Origin of the sequence: Streptomyces sp. NBC_01549 (genome assembly GCF_026339955.1) — a bacterium.
In the GTDB taxonomy this organism is placed as follows: domain Bacteria; phylum Actinomycetota; class Actinomycetes; order Streptomycetales; family Streptomycetaceae; genus Streptomyces.
In genome coordinates, this window is the sequence record NZ_JAPEPW010000002.1 from 2161419 (window position 1) to 2177618 (window position 16200).

Below are 16200 nucleotides of genomic sequence, written 5' to 3' on the forward strand. Positions count from 1 at the left end.
ACACGTTCCCTTGCTCAGAACTTCTTACTGGAGACACCTCAGCGCGTGCTCGAGGATCGCCGCGCCCTCCTCCGCCTCCGCGACGGTGAGGGAGAGCGGCGGTGCGAGGCGCAGCACGCTGGTGTTGTGACCGCCGCCCTTGCCGATCAACAGGCCTTCCTGGCGGGCCGCTTCGAGCACGGCGGCGGCACCTTCGGGGTTCGCCTCGTCGGTGCCGGGCTTGACCAGCTCGACGCCGATCATCAACCCGCGCCCGCGTACCTCCCGTACGTGGTCGAGCGGTACGGAGATCGCTCGCAGCCGCTCGCCGAGCAGGCCGCCGACGCGCCGGGCGTTGCCCTGGAGGTCGTGTTCGAGGAGGTACGTGAGGTTCGCCAGGCCCGCGGCCATCGTGACCGGCGAGCCGCCGAAGGTCGAGATGGAGTTGGAGTCGAGGCAGTTCATGATCTCGGCGCGGGCGACGACGCCGCCGATGGACATGCCGTTGCCGATGCCCTTGGCGAAGGTGAGCATGTCCGGCGGGCCGGCGGCGGCGTGCGCCTGCCAGCCCCAGAAGTGCTCGCCGGTGCGGCCCCAGCCGGTCTGCACCTCGTCGGCGATCCACAAGATGCCGTGCTGGTCCAGGACCTCGCGGAAGGCCGCGTACAGGCCGTCGGGCGGGGTGGTGAAGCCGCCGACGCCCTGGATGGGTTCGGCGATGAGGGCGGCGGGCGGGCGGACGTGTCCGAGCAGGTCCTTGAGGTCGTCGACGCAGGCCGCGATGAACTCGGCGTCGCCGAGCTCGGCGTAGGGGCCGCGGGTGCGGACGCCGCCGTGGACGTACAGCGTCTGGAGCGGCGAGAGGGAGGTCGGCGACCAGCCCTTGTTGCCGGTGATGCCGACCGAACTGAAGGAACGGCCGTGGTAGCTGTTGCGCATCGCCAGGATCTGGTTGCTCTGCCGGTAGGCGGTGGCGAGCAGCAGGGCCGTGTCGTTGGCCTCGGTGCCGGAGGTGGTGAAGAAGACGCGGGCGTCGGGGATGCCGGACAGCTGGGCGATCCGCTCGGCGAGGTCGACCATCGGCCGGTTGAGGTAGAGCGTGGAGGTGTGGATGATCCGTCCGGCCTGCTCGCTGACGGCCTTCGTCACCTCGGGCAGGGCGTGCGCGGTCATCGTCGTCAGGATGCCGCCGAAGAAGTCGAGGTACTTGTTGCCCTCGGCGTCCCAGACGTGGCGGCCCTCGCCGTGGGTGATCTCGATCGGGTTCTCGTAGTAGAGGGCCAGCCAGTCGGGCAGGACGGCCTTGTGACGTGCGTACAGGTCGCTCACGGCTGCACCAGCCCCTCGTATGCGTCGGGCCGCCGGTCGCGGTAGAACGCCCATTGTTGGCGGACCTCCTCGATCAGGTCGAAGTCGAGGTCGCGGACGATCAGTTCCTCAGCCTTGTCGCTGGCCGTCTCCCCCACGAACTGGCCGCGCGGGTCAACGAAGTACGAGGTCCCGTAGAAGTCGTTGTCGCCGTACTCCTCCTGCCCGACCCGGTTGATCGCGGCGATGAAGTACTCGTTGGCGACGGCCGCGGCGGGCTGTTCCAGCTGCCAGAGGTGGGCGGACAGGCCACGGGAGGTGGCGGAGGGGTTGTAGACGAGCTGGGCGCCGTTCAGGCCGAGCTGTCGCCAGCCCTCGGGGAAGTGGCGGTCGTAGCAGATGTACACGCCGATCCTGCCCACCGCGGTGTCGAAGACGGGCCAGCCCAGGTTGCCCGGTTTGAAGTAGTACTTCTCCCAGAATCCCTTCACCTGCGGGATGTGGTGCTTGCGGTACTTGCCGAGGTAGGTGCCGTCGGCGTCGATCACGGCCGCGGTGTTGAAGTAGAAGCCGGACTGCTCGACCTCGAACACGGGCACCACGATGACCATGCCGGTCTCGCGCGCGAGCTCCCGCATACGAGTGACAGTGGGCCCGTCGGGCACCGGCTCCGCCCAGCCGTAGTGCTCGGGTTCCTGGACCTGGCAGAAGTAGGGGGCGTTGAAGACTTCCTGGAATCCGATCACCTTGGCGCCCTGCCGGGCCGCCTCGCGGGCGTGCTCCTCGTGCTTGGCGACCATGGATGCGGTGTCGCCGGTCCAGGTGGCCTGGACCAGAGCGGCGCGTACGACGTTGGCCATGAGCTGCTCCTTCGACGAGACGTCAGAGAGCCTCTACGCCCGTAGACAAAGGCGGTAGAGGCTCGAAAGTAAGCCCAGCGGACAGCCTTGCCAAGACCATCGCCGTTAACCCGCTGAGTCGATCACGTTTCGCACCCCTGTGGGTGAGCGGTCGATCCGGTGGGCCGCGGCTCGACGGGCTCAGGAATGCCTTCCCGGATCAATCGGGCGGCGAAACCGGCCACGCCCTCACGCTCTCAGGCCGTGAACCCGGCCACCCTCAACGCGTGCACCAGGTCCCAGTGGCGCTCCTCGGAGACACCCTTGGCGGCCGCCAGCAGCAGCGGTACCAGACGCCCCGGGTCGGCCTCCGCGCTGCGGGCCGCCTCCCCCGGGGTGCGGACGCGGACGTACGCGTCGAGCAGCGCCCGGATCTCACGCTGCCGCCCCTCTTCCGCCAGGCTCAGCACGGCGGTCCCGATCTCGGGAGCGGGGCGGGCGACGCCCTGGCGCAGCATCTGCCGGCCGTCGGCGTCGCGGCCGGCCGCGACGAGCGCGTCCGCGGCGCCGACCAGCCGGTCGGCGGGGAGCGAGGCGGCCTCCCACAGCAGGGTGGCCCAGTCCGCGTCGAGGCCCGCCCGGTGCAGTTCGGCGGCGAGCAGCGGGAAGCGGTCGGAGGGCCAGTACGCGGCCTCCACGAGCACGCCGTGCGCCTCGCCGCCGCGGCCCTCGCGACGCAGCCGGATCAGGGTCTGCACGGTCTCGGCGGTGACCCGCCGCGCGTCCTCGTCCAGCGCCTCGGCCCGTCCCTCGGTCCGCGGTTGCGCCGACGCCTCGGCAGCACCCGCGAAACGGGCGCCACGGGGGGTACGGCCGCCCGGCGCGGCCGGGGCGGACACGGGCGGGGTCGCCGCCTCCGGGACGGCCACAGGGGCCGCCTCGGCCTCCGTCATCCCGGCGAAGCGGGCGCCGCCGCGGGGGCGACGCCTGGAGCGCTGTTTGGGGACGGGGGTGGCAGTCGGGGTGGGTTCGGCGCCCGGGCCGAGGGCGGTACCGGCACCGGCACCGGTACCAGCACTGGTGCTGGTACCTGCCTGGTCGTACGGACCGGGACGGGCGGCTGCCGAGTCGCTTCGGGCGGATCGGGCGGCCGCCGGATCGTACGGCCCGGAACCGGGGGGCGCCGGGTCCGGCGGCGCCACGCGGACGACACCGCCGCCCGCGCCCCCGGAAAAGTCGAACGCGCCCGATGCGTGGGTACGCAGGGCGCGGCGGTCCAGGTTCTCCATCCGGTGGCGGAGTTCGACGCATCGGGCGGTGGCCCGTTCGTGGTCGTCGTGGGCCCAGGCCAGGTCGAGCCGGACGGCGTCGGCCTCCTCGTGGATGGTGGCCGTTTGGAGCTGTCGGCTCAGTTCGGCCTGGCGCTCCGTCGCGTAGCGCTGTTCGCGGAGCATGACGTCGAGACGGTCACCGAGGGCGTCCCGGCCGCCCGGGCGGCCGTCGTACGCGGCGAGCGAGGCGCCGTGCAGGGAACGGGCGCGCTGGGCCTCCTGGGCCGCGATCTGGGGGCCCTGCTCCGCGGTGAGGTCCTGGAGGAGCGACTCCACGACGTCCCACGGTGGCACTTCCCAACCGTCCAGACAGGCTCGCATGCCGTCGGGGTCACGCTGCCAGAAGACCGCGCACCAGCCGCCGTCCTGATCGAGCCGTTTCATCAGCCCGCTCAGGTAATTCGCGAACTCCCGTACTTGATCCGGGAGTTGTTCCACCACCATCACACAACTCCCCGCCCGACTGGAGTGCTCCGGTCGGGTAGAAAACACCCTCCGTGTTACGGAATCGCTACGGGGAGTTTTCGGACCGAACGCAGAGTCCTGTGATCCAGGTCATCCATGGACAGCCCGAGCGCCCTCGCCAGCGCCGCGACAGTGAAGAAGGCGGGGGTGGGAGCCCGTCCCGTCTCGATCTTGCGCAGGGTCTCGGCCGAGATCCCGGCGGTCGCCGCGACCTCCACCATGCTGCGGCCGCCGCGCGCCTCGCGCAGCAACCGCCCGAGGCACTCGCCGCGTTCGCGCTCTTCGGGAGTCAGGGGGTTACGTACCATGGCCCCATTCTAATACCGGTATAGTAATTGGCATGGTGGAACTCAAGACGGACACGTCGATCGACGCGATGTACGAGGCGGGGCAGGTCGTGGGCCGGGCGCTCACGGCGGTGCGTGAGGCGGCGGACGTGGGCGCCTCGTTGCTGGAGCTGGACGAGGTCGCCCACCAGGTGCTGCGCGAGGCGGGCGCCGGCTCCCCCTTCCTCGGCTACCGGCCCTCCTTCGCGCCCACCCCTTTCCCCGCGGTCATCTGCGCCTCGGTGAACGACGCGATCGTGCACGGCATCCCGACCGGCTACCGGTTGCGGGACGGCGACCTGGTCTCCATCGACTTCGGGGCCGAACTGGACGGCTGGGTCGGCGACTCGGCGATCAGCTTCATCGTGGGCGAGCCGCGTGTGGCCGACGTGCGGCTCGTGGAGACCGCGGAGCGGGCCCTCGCGGCGGGCATCGAGGCGGCCGTCGTCGGCAACCGAATCGGGGACATCGCACACGCCGTCGGCACGGTGTGCCGCGCGGCGGGGTACGGCGTCCCGGACGGCTTCGGAGGCCACGGCGTGGGCCGCCGCATGCACGAGGACCCGCCCGTCCCGAACGAGGGCCGCCCGGGCCGCGGCCTCCCCCTCCGCCACGGCATGGTGCTCGCGATCGAGCCCATGCTCATCGGCGGCGGCAGCGACGGCTTCCACGCGGCCCCCGACGGCTGGACCCTGCGCACCGACGACGGCTCCCGCGCGGCCCACATCGAACACACCGTGGCCATCACCCGGACGGGCCCGCGCATCCTCACGGCACGCTGATCCCCACCGGCGCACCGGCGTCGACGAGCGCGCGGGCGCCGCTCTACGACGCCGGTCGCACCACCATCGCCGAGCCGCCGCCGCGCCGCACCTTCTCGGCCGCTGCCAGCCACTGGCCGTTCGGGAGGCGTTGGACGCCTGTCGCGGCGCCGATCTCGGGGTTGAGCTTGAAGGAGTGGCCGAGGGACTCGAGCTGGGTCCGCAGGGCGCTGTCGTACAGGCCGGGTTCGAGTTCGGTCTGGGCCGCGTTGCGCTGGCTCGCGCGCGGGGCGGCGATGGCGTCCACCAGGGGCAGTCCCCGGTCCAGGAACTCCGTGAGCGTCTGCAGGACGGTGGTGATGATGGTCGCGCCGCCGGGCGAACCGAGCGCCACCACGGGCCGGTTGTGCCGGTCCAGGACGATCGTCGGGGAGATCGACGAGCGCGGGCGCTTGCCGGGGCCGGGCAGGTTCGGGTCGTGGACGGCCGGGTTGGCCGGGGTGAAGGAGAAGTCGGTCAGCTCGTTGTTGAGGAGGAATCCGCGTCCCGGGACGGTGATCCCGCTGCCGCCGGTCTGCTCGATGGTGAGGGTGTAGGAGACGACGTTGCCCCACTTGTCGGCCACCGTGAGATGGGTGGTGTTCTCGCCCTCGTACGTCGTCGGGGCGGCCGTGCCGCCGGTGGAGCAGGCCGCCGGATGACGCGGGTCGCCCGGCGCGAGCGGGCTCGTCAGGACCGCGTCGTCCTTGATCAGGCAGGCGCGCGAGTCGGCGTACTTCTGTGAGAGGAGTTCCTTCGTGGGGACGTCCTCGAAGGCGGGGTCACCCACCCAGCGCCCCCGGTCCGCGAACGCGATCCGGCTGGCCTCGATGTAGTGGTGCAGGTACTGGACCTCGCTCGCCTTCGAAAGGTCCGTCTTCTCAAGGATGTTGAGCGCCTCGCCGACCGTCGTGCCGCCGGAGGAGGAGGGAGCGATCGAGTAGACCTTCAGGTCGCGGTACGACGTCTCCGTGGGCGCCTGCCGCTTCGCCCGGTAGGCCGCCAGGTCCTTCGAGGACAGCTTGCCGGGGCGGGCGTTGTAGCCCGAACCCGGGTCCACCGGGGGCTTGTTCACGGTGGCGACGATGTCCTTGCCGAGGTCGCCGTGGTAGATCGCGCCGACGCCCTTCTTGCCCAACTCCTCGTACGTGCGGGCGAGATCGGGGTTGGTGAAGGTCGAGCCGACCACGGGGAGCGAGCCCCCGGGCAGGAACAGTTTCGCGGTGTCGGGGAAGTTCTTGAAGCGGGCCTGGTTGGACTCGGTCTGCGAGCGGAAGGTCGCGTCGACCGTGAACCCGTCGCGCGCGATCCGCTCGGCGGGCTTCAGTACGCTCCCGAGCCGCTTGCTGCCCCAGCTGTCCAGTGCCGTCTGCCAGGTGGCGGGCGTGCCCGGTGTGCCCACGCCCAGCCCGCTGGTGACGGCGTCCGCGAAGGCGAGCGGCCGGCCGTTCTCCAGGAAGAGCCCCGAGTCGGCGGTCAGCGGCGCCGTCTCACGGCCGTCGATCGTGTGCACCGTACGGGACTTGGCGTCGTAGTAGACGAAGTAGCCGCCCCCGCCGACGCCGGAGGAGTACGGCTCGGTGACGCCGAGGGCCGCCGCCGTGGCGACCGCCGCGTCCACCGCGTTGCCGCCCTTCTTCAGGACCTCGATCCCGGCGGCGGAGGCGTCGGCGTCGACGCTGGCCACGGCGCCGCCGTAGCCGACGGCGACCGGCACCTTCGCCGGGGTGGTACGGGAGGAGGCCGTCACGGCGGTGGGTGGCGCCGCCGCGCCGACCGACACCACCGCGACCGAAACCGCCAAGACCGCCAGATTCCACGCAACAGGGCGACGCATCCGTACCTCCAGTCAACAGCCGTCCGCGCAGCGTAACTTCACCGCGGCCCTTCCGTCAGGACCCCCTCGAACACCGGTCCGCACTCCCGCTACCATGCGCGCCCATGAATGACGACGTGCGCAACATCGTTCTCGGCGTGGTCGCCGCCGCCATCAGCGCCGCGCTCGGCTGGCTCGCCCGCACCTACCTCTGGAAGCGCAGACTCCGGCGCAAGCAGGCGTTCTTCGGGCTGCCCGACAACTCCGAGTCGCTCCTGGTGGTGAACCGCGAGGCGGGCGGCCCGGAGCTCACGGTGATGCGCTACGACGTGTTCGCGCTGCTCGAACTCGCCGCGCTGATCAAGGACTGCGGCGCACACGCCCAGGTCGTCGCGCACGACGCCGCGCAGCAGGGGTTCGGGGAGCGGACCGAGTTCTGCGTGGGCGGGCCGTCGTCGAATCGCCGCATGGCCGCGCATCTTCACAGCCTGCTCCCGGGCATCCAGGTCAACACCGACGCCGAACCGGGCCCGGACCGCGGCGCCTTCCAGATCGGCAGCGAGCGCTACCGCCTGGAGTCGGGGAAGGGCGAGTACGTGATCCTCGCCCGGCTGATCGCGGGACAGGAGCGCGGGACGCGGCCCGTCTTCCTCTTCTGCGGGCAGCGCGCGATCACCAACCAGGCGGCGACCCGCTATCTCGCCCGCAACCACGAACGGCTGGCACGCAAGCATGGCGGCAACTCCTTCGTACTGCTGCTGAAGGTGGTGAACTCGCACGCGTACGGGCCCGATGTCGTCGAACTCGTCGCGGACGTGACCCGGGCCGCCCAGACCCCGCTGCCCACACCGGCGCCGGCCCACAACTCCCATCGCGCCTCGTAGATTTCACCACGCGTCGCAGATTTCACCGTCCTCCGACAATCTTTACCCGTGCGTAACTTACCGACGGGTTACTTCCGGTAAGGCGGCGAGGTTACCGTCGGGTCACATTCTACTGACACGAGTGAGGAGTGGCCCGTGGGACAGCATCGCCATGCCCTGCGCACATCCGCCGTCGGTGCCGTGTCCGCGGCCCTGATCGCCGGTACCGCCCTCGGGCTCGCCCCCACCGCCCAGGCGGCCTCCGCCGGCGTCCGCTTCGTCGACATCGCCGGAGACGGCGGCACGGTCCTCAAGGCCAACGTCGTCACCCCCGCGGGCGCCGACGGCAGCCGCAGGTACCCGCTCCTCGTCATGCCGACGAGCTGGGGCCTGCCCCAGGTCGAGTACCTCGCCCAGGCCCAGAAGCTCGCCGACTCCGGCTATGTGGTGCTCACGTACAACGTGCGCGGCTTCTGGCAGTCCGGCGGCGAGATAGAAGTGGCGGGACCACCCGACGTGGCCGACGCCTCCAAGGTGATCGACTGGGCGCTGGCGAACACCCCGGCCGACGCCCAGAAGGTCGGCATGGCAGGCGTCTCGTACGGCGCCGGAATCAGTCTGCTCGCCGCCGCGCACGACAAGAGGATCAAGGCCGTCTCCGCCATGAGCGGCTGGGCCGACCTCATCGACTCGATCTACTCGGGCCGCACCCAGCACTCCCAGGCCACCGCCCTGCTCGGCGTCGCGGGGACCATCACCGGACGCCCGAGCGCCGAACTCCAACAGACGCTTCTGGACTTCTTCGCCTCGAACATGTCGAAGGAGCAGGAGATGATCGCCTGGGGGAAGAAACGTTCCCCCGAGACCTATGTCGACCAGCTCAACAAGAACGGCGCGGCCGTCTTCATGGCCAACGGCTGGGGCGACACGATCTTCCCGCCCAACCAGTACGCCAGGTTCTACGAGGAGCTGACCGGCCCCAAGCGGCTGGAGTTCCGCCCCGGCGACCACGCCACCGCCGAGGTGACCGGCCTGTTCGGACTCCCCAACGACGTGTGGACGGACACCGGCCGCTGGTTCGACCACTACCTCAGGGGCGTCGACAACGGCATCGACCGTGAGCAGCCCGTCCAGCTCAAACCCCGCACCACCGGCGCCTACGAGGGCTACCCCGACTGGAAGTCGGTCGGCGCGACCAGGAAGAAGATCGCCCTCGCGGGCACCACCACGATCCACACCAACGTCGACTCGGGCGCGGACGGCGGGATCATCTTCCTCTCCAGCATCCTCGACCAGATCGCCCAGGTGCCCCCGATGGCGTCGATCCCGCTGCTGCCGCGCCGCTGGGCGGCCGTCTGGCAGTCGGAGAAGTACCCGAGCGTCCAGCGAGTGCGTGGAACCACCACGCTGCACACCACGCTCACTCCGACCAAGGAGAGCGGCACCCTCGTCGCCTACCTCTACGACGTGGGCCCGCTCGGCCTCGGCAAGCTGGTCAGCAACGCGCCGTACACCTTCCACGGGCAGACGCCCGGAGAGCCGTTCGGCGTCGACCTGGAGCTGTACTCCACGGCCTACGACGTCCCGGCAGGGCATCGGCTCGCCCTGGTCGTCGACACGGTCGACCCGCTCTACATCGAGCACAACCCGTCCGGCGCGCAGCTGACCTTCTCCTCACCGGCGAACGACCCGTCCTACGTGTCCGTTCCCCTGCGCGAGCAGTGATCTCCGGCTGCTGCCGGCCGGGGCTGTCCCTGTGAGCTGCTGGTCCCCCTACGGTCTCGGGGCTGTGGGGGGACCCCCACCCGGCAGCAGCGTCCCTGGTTCGGCCGGTGCCACATGCACGGCCTCGGTCTTGGGACTGCGCTGCTCCCGCCGGGACACCCACTGGGCGAACCAGGAGAGCAGCATGCACATCCCGATGTAGATCGGCGAGATCACCATCACCACGGGGATGAACGGCAAATCGTAGTCGAGGTTGGAGGCGATCAGTTTCCCGGCGTGGAGGAACTCCTCGTAGGTGATGAGATAACCGAGCGAGGTGTCCTTCAGGGCCACCACGAGTTGGCTGATGATGGCGGGCAGCATGGCCCGCACGGCCTGCGGGACGAGGACGTACGTCATGACCTGGGTCTTGCGCATGCCGAGCGCGAACGCGGCCTCCCGCTGACCGCGTTCGACCGAATTGACGCCGGAGCGGAAGACCTCGGCGAGCACCGAGCCGTTGTAGAGGGTCAGCCCCGCGACCAGCGCGGGCAGCGGCTGCACCTTCAGCGCCACGAAGATGAAGAAGATCATCACCAGTACGGGCATGGCGCGGAAGAACTCGACGACCAGCGCGGAGACCCAGCGCACCGGACGGTGGTCGGACAGGCGCCCCGTCGCGAGCACGGTGCCCAGCGCCAGCGAGAGCACCGCGGCCATCGCGAAGGCCTTCAGCGTGTTGCCCAGTCCCCGTAGCAGCAGTTCCTGGATGCCCTTGTACTCGAACGGCATCCACTTCGTGTAGGTGAACTGATCGGTGTCGAAGAGGAGATAGAGGATCCAGCCGACCAGGGCGAGGATCAGGACGGTGGACACGGCCGCGTAGAGCCGGTGCCGTTGCCGGGTCCTGGGTCCGGGGACGTCGTACAGGGCGGTGGATTCGGGGGCGGTGGCGGTCATCGGGCGACTCCCCAGCGCTGTTCGAGGTAGTTGAAGATCGCGCTGATGGTGAGGGTGATGATCAGATAGCCGACGGCGATCCAGACGAAGGTCCAGACGATGTTGTAGCCGAGCTCGCTCAGCGTCTTGTAGGTGCCGAGCAGTTCGCTGACGCTGAACGCCCCGGCGATCGCCGAGTTCTTGGCGAGGGCGATCAGCGTGGAGCCGATCGGCGGGATGACGGAGCGGAAGGCCTGCGGAAGGACCACCACGGACAGCGTCTGGCTGAAGGTCATGCCGAGGCTGCGGGCCGCCTCGCCCTGCCCCTTGGGCACGGTGTTGATGCCCGAGCGCAGCGCCTCGCAGATGAACGCGGAGGTGTAGCAGCCGAGCGCCAGGACCGCGAACACCTTGAAGGGCAGCACGAGTCCGAACCGGGGCAGCCCGAGCAGCACGGCGAAGAACAGCAGGGTGAGCGGGGTGTTGCGCAGCACGGTCACCCACACCGTGCCGAAGGCCCGCAGGGAGCCGACCGGCGCGACCCGGAACGACGCCATCAGGAAGCCGAGCACGAGGGCCAGCACGCTCGCGTAGACGGTGAGTTCGACCGTGCCGAGGAATCCCTCGGCGAAGGTGCGGAAGTTGTCGATCAGTACGTTCACATCGGCCTCGCTCAGCTCGCCGGGTAGCGGTCGATGGCGGGCGGGGTGGGCGCAGGCACTCCGGAGAGCCCGAGCGTCGCCTCGTACGCCCTCTTCCAGTCGCCGTTCTTCTCGCGGGCCGCCAACGCGTCGTCGAGCGCGAACCGCAGCGCGTTGTCGTCTCGCGGCACGCCGATGCCGTACGGCTCCTTCGAGAACGGTTTGCCGACGACCTTGAGTTCGTCGGGCACCTTCGCCGCGTAGCCGATCAGGATCGCGTCGTCGGTGGTGACGGCGTCGACCTGGTAGGTGAGCAGGTTGTCGACGCAGACCGAGTAGGTGTCGTAGGCGACGAGCGTCGCCTTCGGGTAGTCGGTCTGGATGCGCTGGTACGGCGTCGAACCGGCCGCCGAGCAGACGCGTTTGCCGGCGAGGTCCTGGGGGCCGTGGATGTCGTTCTCGTCCTTGCGTACGAGCAACGACTGACCGGCCATGTAGTAGGGGCCCGCGAAGCCGACGAGCTTCTTGCGGTTGTCGTTGATGGTGTAGGTGCCGACGTAGAAGTCGATCTGGCCGTTCTGCAGGGCGGTTTCGCGGTTGGCCGAGGCGATCGTCTTGAAGCGGATGGTGCTCGGGTCGAAGCCGAGCGAGGCCGACATCATCCTGGCGATCTCGATGTCGAAGCCGGAGTAGGTGCCGCTCGCCGGGTCCTTCTCGCCCAGGTACGGCTGGTCCTCCTTGACGCCGATGTTGAGGTAGCCGCGCTTCCTGGCCCTCTGCCAGGTGGGCGAGGAGGGGAGCTCGAAGCCCTCTGCCACCTGGTAGTGGGGCAGTTTGCCGGCGGCGGGTCCCTTGGTGGGCGGGCTGCCCTCCTTGCCGCAGGCGGCCGTCAGCAGCGCGATGCACACGAGGACGGCCACGGCGAGGCGCGTACGTGTCGTACGGATCATGGTCGTACTCCCCCGCCTAGTGCTTGAGGATCTTGGAGAGGAAGTCCTTGGCGCGGTCGCTGCGCGGATTGGTGAAGAACTCCTCGGGGGCGCGGTCCTCGACGACACGGCCGTCCGCCATGAAGACGACGCGGTTGGCGGCGGAGCGCGCGAAGCCCATCTCGTGGGTGACGACGACCATGGTCATGCCGTCGCGCGCGAGCTGCTGCATGACTTCGAGGACCTCGTTGATCATCTCGGGGTCGAGTGCCGAGGTCGGCTCGTCGAACAGCAGGGCCTTGGGGTCCATGGCGAGGGCGCGGGCGATGGCCACACGCTGCTGCTGGCCGCCGGAGAGCTGCGCCGGGTACTTCGGGGCCTGGGAGGCGAGGCCCACGCGGTCCAGGAGTTCGAGGGAGCGCCGGTCGGCCTCGTCCTTCTTGCGGCCGCGGACCTTGATCTGGGCCAGCGAGACGTTCTGCAGGACCGTCTTGTGGGCGAAGAGGTTGAAGGACTGGAAGACCATCCCGACCTCGGCACGGAGCCTGGCGAGTGCCTTGCCCTCGTCCGGCAGCGGCTGCCCGTCGAGCCTGATGGCTCCGGACTCGATGGTCTCCAGCCGGTTGATCGCCCTGCACAGGGTTGACTTGCCCGACCCCGAGGGGCCGATGACCACGACCACCTCCCCCTTGCCGACGGTGAGGTTGATGTCCCGGAGGACATGGAGCTCGCCGAAGTGCTTGTTCACGTCCTGGAGTTCGATCAAAGGATCGACAGCCATGCCCGGCCCCACCCACTCTCAGCTGTGTCGCAGAAGCCGCAAACTATCCGGGTAAGGAGTAGCCAAATACACGACACGCACTTTTCGGGCATTAGCCGTATTTATGAAGTTTATGGTTTATGGCGTCACGGTCGGTGGGTTATCCCTCCGCCACCTCCGCGTACAGCTGCGAGAGTTCGGGGGCGCCGCTGGACGCCCAGGTGTGGCCGGAGGCGACGACATCGATCTCCCGGCCGGAGGCCAGCCGCACCGCCGGGTGGCCGTTGGGCCAGATCTCCCAGCGGGCGCCGGTGACCGTGCGCACGATGACCGAACCCAGATAGAGCCCCGCGTCGTTGCCGAGCCACGGCAGGCTCTCCTCGTCGTCGCGCCAACGCGGCAGCAACTGGTCCAGCGCCTCCAACGAGGCCACGGAGTCGTCGAGTTCGACACCCGCCTGATACGCCTGCGAGCGCAGCAGCTCGCATTCGGAGAGGAGTTCGGCGACGCCCTCGAAGTCATGATCACCGTCGGAGAACACCGCGACGCCGAAGGCGGGACCGTGCTTCTTGCGCCAGGTGCCCAGGAAAGGGATGTTCATACGCCCAGCGTGACATTCGCACTCCAGGTCGCACCACAGGCGCGCCCCGGCGGGCCCTCACACGTCGAGGTCCACCACGACGGGCGCGTGGTCCGACGCCCCCTTGCCCTTGCGCTCCTCGCGGTCCACATAGGCGTCGGTGACCGCCTTGGCGAACGGCTCGTTGCCGTAGACCAGGTCGATGCGCATACCGCGGTTCTTGGGGAAGCCGAGCTGACGGTAGTCCCAGTACGTGAACGGGTGGTCGTACTTGAGGGGCCGCGGAACCACGTCCGACAGGCCCGACTCACGCAGCGAGGCGAGGGCGGCGCGCTCGGCCGGGGTGACGTGGGTGGCCCCCTCGAAGAGGGAGATGTCCCAGACGTCGTCGTCCGTCGGCGCCACGTTGTAGTCACCCAGCACGGCGAAGGGCCGGCTGCCCGCCGCGTCGCCCGCGACCGCGGCCTTGAGGGCCTCGAACCACTGGATCTTGTAGGCGTAGTGGGGGTGGTCCACCTCGCGTCCGTTCGGCACGTACACCGACCAGACGCGGACCGGGCCGCAGGTGGCGGAGACCGCCCGGGGCTCCTCGACGCCCTCGTAACCGGGGCCGCCGGGCAGCCCCTTGACCACGTCCTCGAGGCCGACGCGGGAGATCACCGCCACGCCGTTCCACCGCCCGGTCGCGTGGACCGCCGTCTCGTAGCCCAGCTCACGCAGCTCGTCGACGGGGAACTGCTCGGCGGCGACCTTGGCCTCCTGGAGGCACAGCACATCCGTGCCGCTGCTCTCCAGCCAGGCCAGCAGCCTCGGGAGGCGAGCGGTGATCGAGTTCACGTTCCAGGTCGCGATGCGCATGCCTCACAACCTACCGGGCGGGTACGACAACGGGTCGCCGTGCCCGCCCGGTGCCCCCATCCGCGGATGCTCAGAGCTCCGCCGACGCCCCCGGTGCGAGCCGCAGGTGCTCGGAGCCGCCCAGGGAGCCGATCTGGTGGTCGTAGATCGGGCGCGCGAGGTCCGTCAGGAGCGCGTCGTGAATGTCGTAGGCGCGCTGCGGCTTCACCTCGCGGACGTAGTCGATGACCTCGGCGATCTTGTTCCACGGCGCCATGACCGGGAGCATCAGCGTCTCGACCGGCTGCTCGGGGACGGTGAGGGCGTCGCCCGGGTGGAAGACGCGGCCGCCGTCGATGAGATAGCCGACGTTCGTGATGCGCGGGATGTCCGGGTGGATCACGGCATGCAGTTCGCCGTGCACCTGGACGTCGAAGCCCGCGGCGGTGAACGTGTCACCGTGGCCGACGGTGTGCACCCGGCCCGGGAAGGCCGCGGAGATCTTCTCCGCGACCGACTTCAGGGTCCAGATCTCGGCGCCCGGGTTGGACTCCAGCCCTGCCCGCAGCCGGTCCTCGTTGAAGTGGTCGAGGTGCTCGTGCGTGACCAGGATCGCGTCCGCGCCGACGGCCGCGTCCTCCTCGGTGAAGGTCCCCGGGTCGATGACGAGCGCGCGCCCGTCCTTCTCGAGGCGGATGCAGGCATGCGACTTCTTCGTGAGCTTCATGGGTCCATCCTCCCCCTCCCGGTGCCACCGAGGGCCGCTGAGACAGGTGCTCCCGGTACCAGGCTCAAGATCACTCCTGGGGGGTGGTCTCCTCCCGGATGACCTGCTGCGCCACCTTGAAGGCGCTGTTGGCGGCCGGGACACCGCAGTAGACGGCCGCCTGGAGGAGCACCTCCTTGATCTCGTCCGGGGTGAGGCCGTTACGGAGGGCGGCGCGGGTGTGGAAGGCGAGCTCGTCGAGATGGCCGCCCGCGACCAGCGCGGTGAGCGTGACACAGCTGCGCGCACGCCGGTCGAGGCCGGGCCGGTCCCAGATCTCGCCCCACGCGTAGCGCGTGATGAACTCCTGGAAGTCCCCGGAGAACGCGTCCGCCGAGGCCAGCGCCCGATCCACATGCGCGTCGCCCAGCACCTCGCGGCGCACCTTGATCCCGGCGTCGTAGGGGTCCGGCCTGCCCAGGGCCTCGGGCTGTACGACGGCCGGGGCGATCTCGGCGACAGGCGCGACCGGCGGCGGCGCCGTGAGCACCGGCTTGACTGGGGCGGCGAGGATGGCCATCTGGCCTGTGGTCGAGTCGTAGGCGGGCTGCCAGGCGGTGGAGAAGTGCCGTACCAGCAGGTCGGTGACCGCCGCGGGCTGCTCCACGGGGACCAGGTGCGAGGCGCCGGGTACGACGGCGAGGCGGGCGTCCGGTATCCCCGCGACCAGCGTGCGGGCCTCGGCGGGCCCGGTGACCTGGTCGTCGGAGCCGACGAGGACGAGACTGGGCACGCCGATGCGGCCCAGTTCGGCGCGTACGTCGAAGGCGGCGAGCGCCTCGCAGGCGGCGATGTAGCAGCCGGGGTCGGTGGTGCGCACCATCTGCACGGCCCACTCGGTGATCGCGGGCTGCGCGGCGGCGAAGCCGCTCGTGAACCAGCGCTCGGGCGAGGATCGCGCGATCGGGTCCAGCCCGTTGCTGCGCACGATCACTCCACGCTGCCGGAACTCGTCGGCCGAACCGAAGCGGGGCGAGGCGGCGATCACGGCGAGCGAGGCGATCCGCTCCGGATGGCGCAGGGCCAGTTCGATGCCGATGGCGCCGCTGAACGCGCAGCCGGCGTAACCGAAGCGCTGCACGCCGAGCGCGTCGAGGGTGGCGAGCAGCCGACCCGCGAGTTCGGTGATGGAACCCGTCGGGTAGGCGGGGGCGCCGCCGTGGCCCGGCAGGTCGAACCGGAAGATCCGCCAGTTCTTGGACAGCTCGGGTATCTGCCGGTCCCACATGTGCCATGTAGCACCGAGGGAGCATCCCATGACCAGGACCGGAGCCTGTTCTGGCCCGTCAAAGCGGTATTGCAGGGTTTCGACGTTCT

The 16200-nt window shown here is 69.9% G+C and carries 16 protein-coding genes; 3 read left to right on the forward strand and 13 right to left on the reverse strand.

From position 1 onward, the window contains the following. Window positions 1–24: 24 nt before the first annotated feature. The 4 genes from OG819_RS45060 to OG819_RS45075 all read right to left on the reverse strand — a co-directional run bounded on the left by OG819_RS45060 (window position 25) and on the right by OG819_RS45075 (window position 4230). On the reverse strand, window positions 25–1308 hold the full coding sequence (locus tag OG819_RS45060) for an aspartate aminotransferase family protein (protein ID WP_266587729.1): 1284 nt from the start codon (window positions 1306–1308) through the stop codon (window positions 25–27). Then, window positions 1305–2147: a nitrilase-related carbon-nitrogen hydrolase gene (locus OG819_RS45065; RefSeq protein WP_266655170.1), complete on the reverse strand. Its 843-nt coding sequence runs from the start codon at window positions 2145–2147 to the stop codon at window positions 1305–1307. Before OG819_RS45065 ends, OG819_RS45060 begins: the two co-directional genes overlap by 4 nt. A 236-nt stretch (window positions 2148–2383) precedes the next feature. Beyond that, window positions 2384–3901, reverse strand: a complete 1518-nt coding sequence (locus OG819_RS45070; protein ID WP_266655172.1) for a hypothetical protein — start codon at window positions 3899–3901, stop codon at window positions 2384–2386. A 56-nt stretch (window positions 3902–3957) separates the two neighbouring features. Beyond that, on the reverse strand, window positions 3958–4230 hold the full coding sequence (locus tag OG819_RS45075) for a helix-turn-helix domain-containing protein (RefSeq protein WP_266630624.1): 273 nt from the start codon (window positions 4228–4230) through the stop codon (window positions 3958–3960). A gap of 32 nt (window positions 4231–4262) precedes the next feature. On the opposite strand from OG819_RS45075, the gene map reads away from it, so the two are divergent. Continuing rightward, on the forward strand, window positions 4263–5030 hold the full coding sequence (map, locus tag OG819_RS45080; RefSeq protein WP_266655174.1) for a type I methionyl aminopeptidase: 768 nt from the start codon (window positions 4263–4265) through the stop codon (window positions 5028–5030). Between the two features lie 43 nt (window positions 5031–5073). On the opposite strand, the gene ggt is transcribed toward map, so the two are convergent. After that, window positions 5074–6885, reverse strand: coding sequence for a gamma-glutamyltransferase (ggt, locus tag OG819_RS45085; protein WP_266655176.1), 1812 nt, complete (start codon window positions 6883–6885; stop codon window positions 5074–5076). A gap of 104 nt (window positions 6886–6989) precedes the next feature. Here ggt and OG819_RS45090 point away from each other — a divergent pair, with 104 nt between their 5' ends. Both OG819_RS45090 and OG819_RS45095 read left to right on the forward strand, forming a co-directional pair. After that, the gene (locus OG819_RS45090) at window positions 6990–7748 is read left to right on the forward strand and encodes a hypothetical protein (protein WP_266655178.1); all 759 of its coding nucleotides are present in this window, start codon (window positions 6990–6992) and stop codon (window positions 7746–7748) included. Between the two features lie 135 nt (window positions 7749–7883). Continuing rightward, window positions 7884–9452, forward strand: a complete 1569-nt coding sequence (locus OG819_RS45095) for a CocE/NonD family hydrolase (RefSeq protein ID WP_266655180.1) — start codon at window positions 7884–7886, stop codon at window positions 9450–9452. Window positions 9453–9500: 48 nt separating this feature from the next. Here OG819_RS45095 and OG819_RS45100 read toward each other — a convergent pair whose 3' ends face one another. From OG819_RS45100 to pcaC, 8 genes are all read right to left on the reverse strand, one after another. After that, window positions 9501–10391, reverse strand: a complete 891-nt coding sequence (locus OG819_RS45100; protein ID WP_266630614.1) for an amino acid ABC transporter permease — start codon at window positions 10389–10391, stop codon at window positions 9501–9503. Further along, window positions 10388–11032 carry an amino acid ABC transporter permease gene (locus OG819_RS45105; RefSeq protein WP_266630612.1) on the reverse strand — a complete coding sequence of 215 codons (645 nt, stop codon included), beginning with the start codon at window positions 11030–11032 and terminating at the stop codon, window positions 10388–10390. Before OG819_RS45105 ends, OG819_RS45100 begins: the two co-directional genes overlap by 4 nt. 11 nt (window positions 11033–11043) lie before the next feature. Next, on the reverse strand, window positions 11044–11961 hold the full coding sequence (locus OG819_RS45110; RefSeq protein WP_266630610.1) for a glutamate ABC transporter substrate-binding protein: 918 nt from the start codon (window positions 11959–11961) through the stop codon (window positions 11044–11046). Between the two features lie 16 nt (window positions 11962–11977). Continuing rightward, the gene (locus OG819_RS45115) at window positions 11978–12721 is read right to left on the reverse strand and encodes an amino acid ABC transporter ATP-binding protein (RefSeq protein WP_266428765.1); all 744 of its coding nucleotides are present in this window, start codon (window positions 12719–12721) and stop codon (window positions 11978–11980) included. 139 nt (window positions 12722–12860) lie between these two features. After that, entirely contained in the window at window positions 12861–13301 is a 441-nt protein-coding gene (locus tag OG819_RS45120) for a DUF6278 family protein (RefSeq protein ID WP_266630608.1), read from the reverse strand. Between the two features lie 57 nt (window positions 13302–13358). After that, window positions 13359–14138 (reverse strand): exodeoxyribonuclease III, encoded by a 780-nt coding sequence (locus OG819_RS45125; protein ID WP_266587709.1) that lies wholly within the window; start codon window positions 14136–14138, stop codon window positions 13359–13361. Window positions 14139–14208: 70 nt separating this feature from the next. Continuing rightward, a complete protein-coding gene (locus OG819_RS45130) occupies window positions 14209–14844 on the reverse strand; it encodes an MBL fold metallo-hydrolase (RefSeq protein ID WP_266630606.1) in 636 nt (211 codons plus the stop codon). 70 nt (window positions 14845–14914) lie between these two features. Further along, window positions 14915–16141: a 4-carboxymuconolactone decarboxylase gene (gene pcaC / locus OG819_RS45135; RefSeq protein ID WP_266655585.1), complete on the reverse strand. Its 1227-nt coding sequence runs from the start codon at window positions 16139–16141 to the stop codon at window positions 14915–14917. Between the last annotated feature and the right edge of the window lie 59 nt (window positions 16142–16200).

Bases quoted from the DNA above. Each gene is read 5' to 3' on its own strand.
- OG819_RS45070 (WP_266655172.1), bottom strand. From the start codon at position 3,901: ATGGTGGTGGAACAACTCCCGGATCAAGTACGGGAGTTCGCGAATTAC.
- OG819_RS45075 (WP_266630624.1), bottom strand. From the start codon at position 4,230: ATGGTACGTAACCCCCTGACTCCCGAAGAGCGCGAACGCGGCGAGTGC.
- OG819_RS45100 (WP_266630614.1), bottom strand. From the start codon at position 10,391: ATGACCGCCACCGCCCCCGAATCCACCGCCCTGTACGACGTCCCCGGA.
- OG819_RS45090 (WP_266655178.1), top strand. From the start codon at position 6,990: ATGAATGACGACGTGCGCAACATCGTTCTCGGCGTGGTCGCCGCCGCC.
- pcaC (WP_266655585.1), bottom strand. From the start codon at position 16,141: ATGGGATGCTCCCTCGGTGCTACATGGCACATGTGGGACCGGCAGATA.
- OG819_RS45125 (WP_266587709.1), bottom strand. From the start codon at position 14,138: ATGCGCATCGCGACCTGGAACGTGAACTCGATCACCGCTCGCCTCCCG.
- map (WP_266655174.1), top strand. From the start codon at position 4,263: ATGGTGGAACTCAAGACGGACACGTCGATCGACGCGATGTACGAGGCG.
- ggt (WP_266655176.1), bottom strand. From the start codon at position 6,885: ATGCGTCGCCCTGTTGCGTGGAATCTGGCGGTCTTGGCGGTTTCGGTC.
- OG819_RS45065 (WP_266655170.1), bottom strand. From the start codon at position 2,147: ATGGCCAACGTCGTACGCGCCGCTCTGGTCCAGGCCACCTGGACCGGC.
- OG819_RS45115 (WP_266428765.1), bottom strand. From the start codon at position 12,721: ATGGCTGTCGATCCTTTGATCGAACTCCAGGACGTGAACAAGCACTTC.
- OG819_RS45130 (WP_266630606.1), bottom strand. From the start codon at position 14,844: ATGAAGCTCACGAAGAAGTCGCATGCCTGCATCCGCCTCGAGAAGGAC.
- OG819_RS45120 (WP_266630608.1), bottom strand. From the start codon at position 13,301: ATGAACATCCCTTTCCTGGGCACCTGGCGCAAGAAGCACGGTCCCGCC.
- OG819_RS45110 (WP_266630610.1), bottom strand. From the start codon at position 11,961: ATGATCCGTACGACACGTACGCGCCTCGCCGTGGCCGTCCTCGTGTGC.